This window comes from Microbacterium sp. Kw_RZR3, assembly GCF_029222405.1.
Taxonomy (GTDB): Bacteria; Actinomycetota; Actinomycetes; order Actinomycetales; family Microbacteriaceae; genus Microbacterium.
In genome coordinates this window covers 1-3,470 of record NZ_JARHXC010000017.1, presented here as the reverse complement: position 1 = coordinate 3,470, position 3,470 = coordinate 1, and the positions used below count along the sequence as shown (strand labels likewise).

General features: G+C 71.3%; 3 protein-coding genes. All 3 read right to left on the bottom strand.

The window, feature by feature from the left end:
- On the bottom strand, nt 1–1,399 hold a 1,399-nt coding region (locus tag P2P98_RS00490), incomplete at its 3' end, for a L,D-transpeptidase family protein (RefSeq protein WP_275796145.1).
- Nucleotides 1,400–1,535: 136 nt separating this feature from the next.
- Nucleotides 1,536–2,939 (bottom strand): FAD-linked oxidase C-terminal domain-containing protein, encoded by a 1,404-nt coding sequence (locus P2P98_RS00485; RefSeq protein WP_275796143.1) that lies wholly within the window; start codon nt 2,937–2,939, stop codon nt 1,536–1,538.
- Nucleotides 2,936–3,322, bottom strand: a complete 387-nt coding sequence (locus P2P98_RS00480) for a YrdB family protein (RefSeq protein ID WP_275796141.1) — start codon at nt 3,320–3,322, stop codon at nt 2,936–2,938. Before P2P98_RS00480 ends, P2P98_RS00485 begins: the two co-directional genes overlap by 4 nt.
- Nucleotides 3,323–3,470 lie beyond the last annotated feature (148 nt).

The following is a 3,470-nucleotide window of genomic DNA, read 5'->3' as shown; positions in this document are numbered from 1 at the left end:
AGTAGTGGACCGAGACCTCGGTGCCGCGGTACGCCCAGTCGTAGAGCTCCTTCGCGGCGGAGATCGTCATGTTGATGCAACCGTGGCTCATCGGCGTGCCGAAGTTGTTGTGCCAGTACGTGCCGTGGAAGCCCTCGTCACCGTTGAAGTACGAGACCCAGGGAACGTCCTTCGTGCAGTAGTCGTAGCCGGGGACGCAGCCCATGTCCTGCATCGACGTCTTCCAGCCGATGCGGAACTCGCCGGTGTGGGTGGCGTGCTCGCTCGTGCCCGACGAGATCGACCAGGAGCGGTAGACCTGGCCGTTCTGCCAGAGCGTCGTGGTCTGCGTGCTGAGGTTGACGTCGATCCAGCGCTCGGTCTTCGTCGTCTCGAACGGCGTCTCGCTCACGGTCAGAGCGAATCGTCCGTTGCCCTCGGCGAGCTGCGAGGCGAAGGCCGCGGCGATTCCCGCGGTGTCGCCGAGCGCGCGCCCGGTCTGGCCCTCGGTGTTCGTGTGGATGACCTCGCCACCCTTGTCCACGATCACGTCCGCGTTCACCGCGCCGCGGTTGACGGCCGCGGGGAGGCCCGCGACGGCCTGCTGGATCGCCGCTTCGTCGGCGGAGATCGCGAAGTCACCCTTGCCGTCGGGCGTGATCGTGAGCCACGATGCGGCGGTGGCCCGGTCGATGGGGACCGTGCGCTCGTCGCCGACGTAGAACCCGGCGTTGTCGAGGATGCCGTTCAGCTGCGCGACGGCCGCGTCGGCCTCTTCGGTGGTGACCGGGGCCTCGACCGGGACGACGCCCGCCTGCGCGGTGGTGCTGACCGTTCCGGCGTCGAAGGCGCTCTGGAGGGCGGCGGTGACCGCGGCCGGGTCGATGCCCTCACCGGGCTGCGCGGGAGTGGAGACGTAGGACTGCGATCCGGCGTCGAACGCGACGGTGGCGTCGACCGGGGCCTTGTAAGTGTCGGGTGCGAGGTCGCGCAGCGCCGCTGCCGCCTTGGCGGGGTCGACGTTGATCGAGACGCCCGTGCCCGCGGGGAACCACGACGAAGGCTTCCACATCGGGTTCTCGGCGAACGCCTTGTCTGCGATGGCCTGGGCGTCGACCGTGGCACCGAGCTCGGCACCCGTGACGGTGACGGAGCCCGCCGGGCTCTCGACCGCGACGGTCGTCTGCGAGAGGCGGTCGGAGATGGCCTGGGCCGCAGCTCCCGCCGTGAGGCCGCCGATCTGCACGCCCGCGACGGAGGCTCCGGGGGCGATGAGCACGAAAGAGGCCGCCAGCAGCGCGACGGCCGTCGCGCCGGCCGGGATGCCGATCCACAGGCCCGATCGGTTCTTGCGCTTCTTCGGCTCGGGCGGTGCCCACGCGTACGTCGCGCCGTCGGTGCTGTTCGCGCCGTCGGTCATAAGTCAAACCCCCCGATAGTCAGTCTTCTCATGGTAAAGGCGAGTGTTGCGTGTGCGCCGTGAGCTTTATCACGGTCTTATCACGTCGCGGGGCGACGCAGTTCGGGGGCTCGCGGCAGCGTCCACCGGACGGGTGTCAGGCGGCGAAGACCTTGCCCGGATTCAGGATGCCGAGGGGGTCGAACACCCGAGCGATCTCGCGCTGCAGCTGCCACTGATCGTCCCCGAGCTCGTCGGCGAGCCAGCGGCGCTTGAGCACGCCGATCCCGTGCTCGCCGGTGAGCGTTCCACCGAGCGCCAGCGCCGCGCGGAACACCGCTTCGGCCGCCTCCCACACGATCGGGGGCACGTCGGGGCCGTCGAAGACGAAGTTCGGGTGCAGGTTGCCGTCGCCGGAGTGCGCGACGGTCGGGATGACGAGGCCGTACTTCCGCTCGATTCGTGCGATCTCGTCGAACATCGCGGGCAGGGCGCTGCGCGGCACCGACACGTCTTCGATGAGGGTGGTCCCGAGAGACTCCATGGCGGCGTGCATCGATCGGCGCACGGCGAGAAGCTCCTCGCCCTCGGCATCGTCGGCGGCGACGGACACCGTCCCTCCGGCCGCGGTCAGAACTTCGGCGATCGTGCGCGCCTCGGCAGCGGCGACCGGACCGTCGGTCTGGATGGTCAGCTGAGCCGCGCCCGGCGGCGGTTCGGGAAGCGACAGGAGGCGGTGCACGGCGGCGAGGCACCTGGCATCCATCAGCTCCATGATCGCGGGCTGGACTCCGGATGCCGTCACCGCGGCGGAGGCCACAGCGGCGGCGCGCACCCCGTCGAACAGGGCGGTGAGGGTGACGCGCTCGCCCTCGACGAGACGTCGGAGCTTGAGAGTCGCGCCCACCACCACGCCGAGGGTGCCCTCGGAGCCGATCACGAGAGAGGTGAGGTCGAGGCCCGTGACGCCCTTCACGCTGCGGTGGCCGAGGTGCATCAGTCGACCGTCGGCGAGCACGAGGTCGACGCCGAGCACCGCGTCGCGCACGACGCCGTACTTCGCGCAGAGCAGGCCGCCGGCACCGGTGGCGATGTTGCCACCGACCGTCGAGATGGCCCGGCTCGCGGGGTCGGGAGCCCACCACACCTCGTGCGACTCGAGAAGGGCGTTGAGCTCGGCGTTGACGATGCCCGGCTCGACCACCGCGAGGAGGTCGTCGGGGCGCACCTCGAGGAGACGGTCCATGCCGCGCAGCGAGAGGGCGATCTCACCGCCCCCGGTGTTCGCTCCGCCCGCGAGGCCCGTCCCTGCACCGCGCGGCACCACGGGGGTCCGCGTCGCGGTCGCGATGCGCATGACCGCCTGCACGTCGGAGACGGATGCCGCGTGCACGACGGCCAGGGGCGTGCCGCCGGAGGCATGGCCCGACTTGTCGGCGCGGACGGCGGCCAGAGAGTCGGGGGAGGTGTCGACGCGGTCGCCGAGCTCGGCGCGGAGAAGCGCGAGCGTCGCGTCCGCCGCATCGCGCGCGGGAGTCGCCGCCGCGCCGTCGGCGCTCACGCCAGGCGCCGCCGGCCGTTCAGCGCGCCGAGGACCACGGCGACGATCGCGAAGCCGAGGCCGATCCACGCCTGGCCCATGCTCCACCACGCGACGGTGGCGGCGGCGTACACGAAGAGCTCGACGAGGGCGCGGACGAATGGGTGCACCGCGAGCACCGCGCGCGGTGACACGAACAGGGCCCAGACCAGGATCGCGAGGAGGGGGGCGCCGACCCCCGCGACGATGTTCCACGGCAGCGGCCACGCGGTGAAACCCCAGATCGCGAGGGTCACGAACGCGAAGATCCCGCAGAGCACGCTGCCGATCTCGATCGCGGTCGGACGCGGGCGCATGCCCGGAGCGAGCGGTGCCTGCGCGCGGACGTTGGGGGAGTCGGTCACCCCGCCATTTTACGCGGGCGCCGCGGGACGGCATCCGGGATCGCTCACCGTCGAGCCGATCGCGGCGCAACCGGGGTCCCCGAGCGTGTCGAGGTCCTGAGAGTCCCGAGGTCCCTGAGCGTGTCGAGGTCCCTGAGCGTGTCGAGGT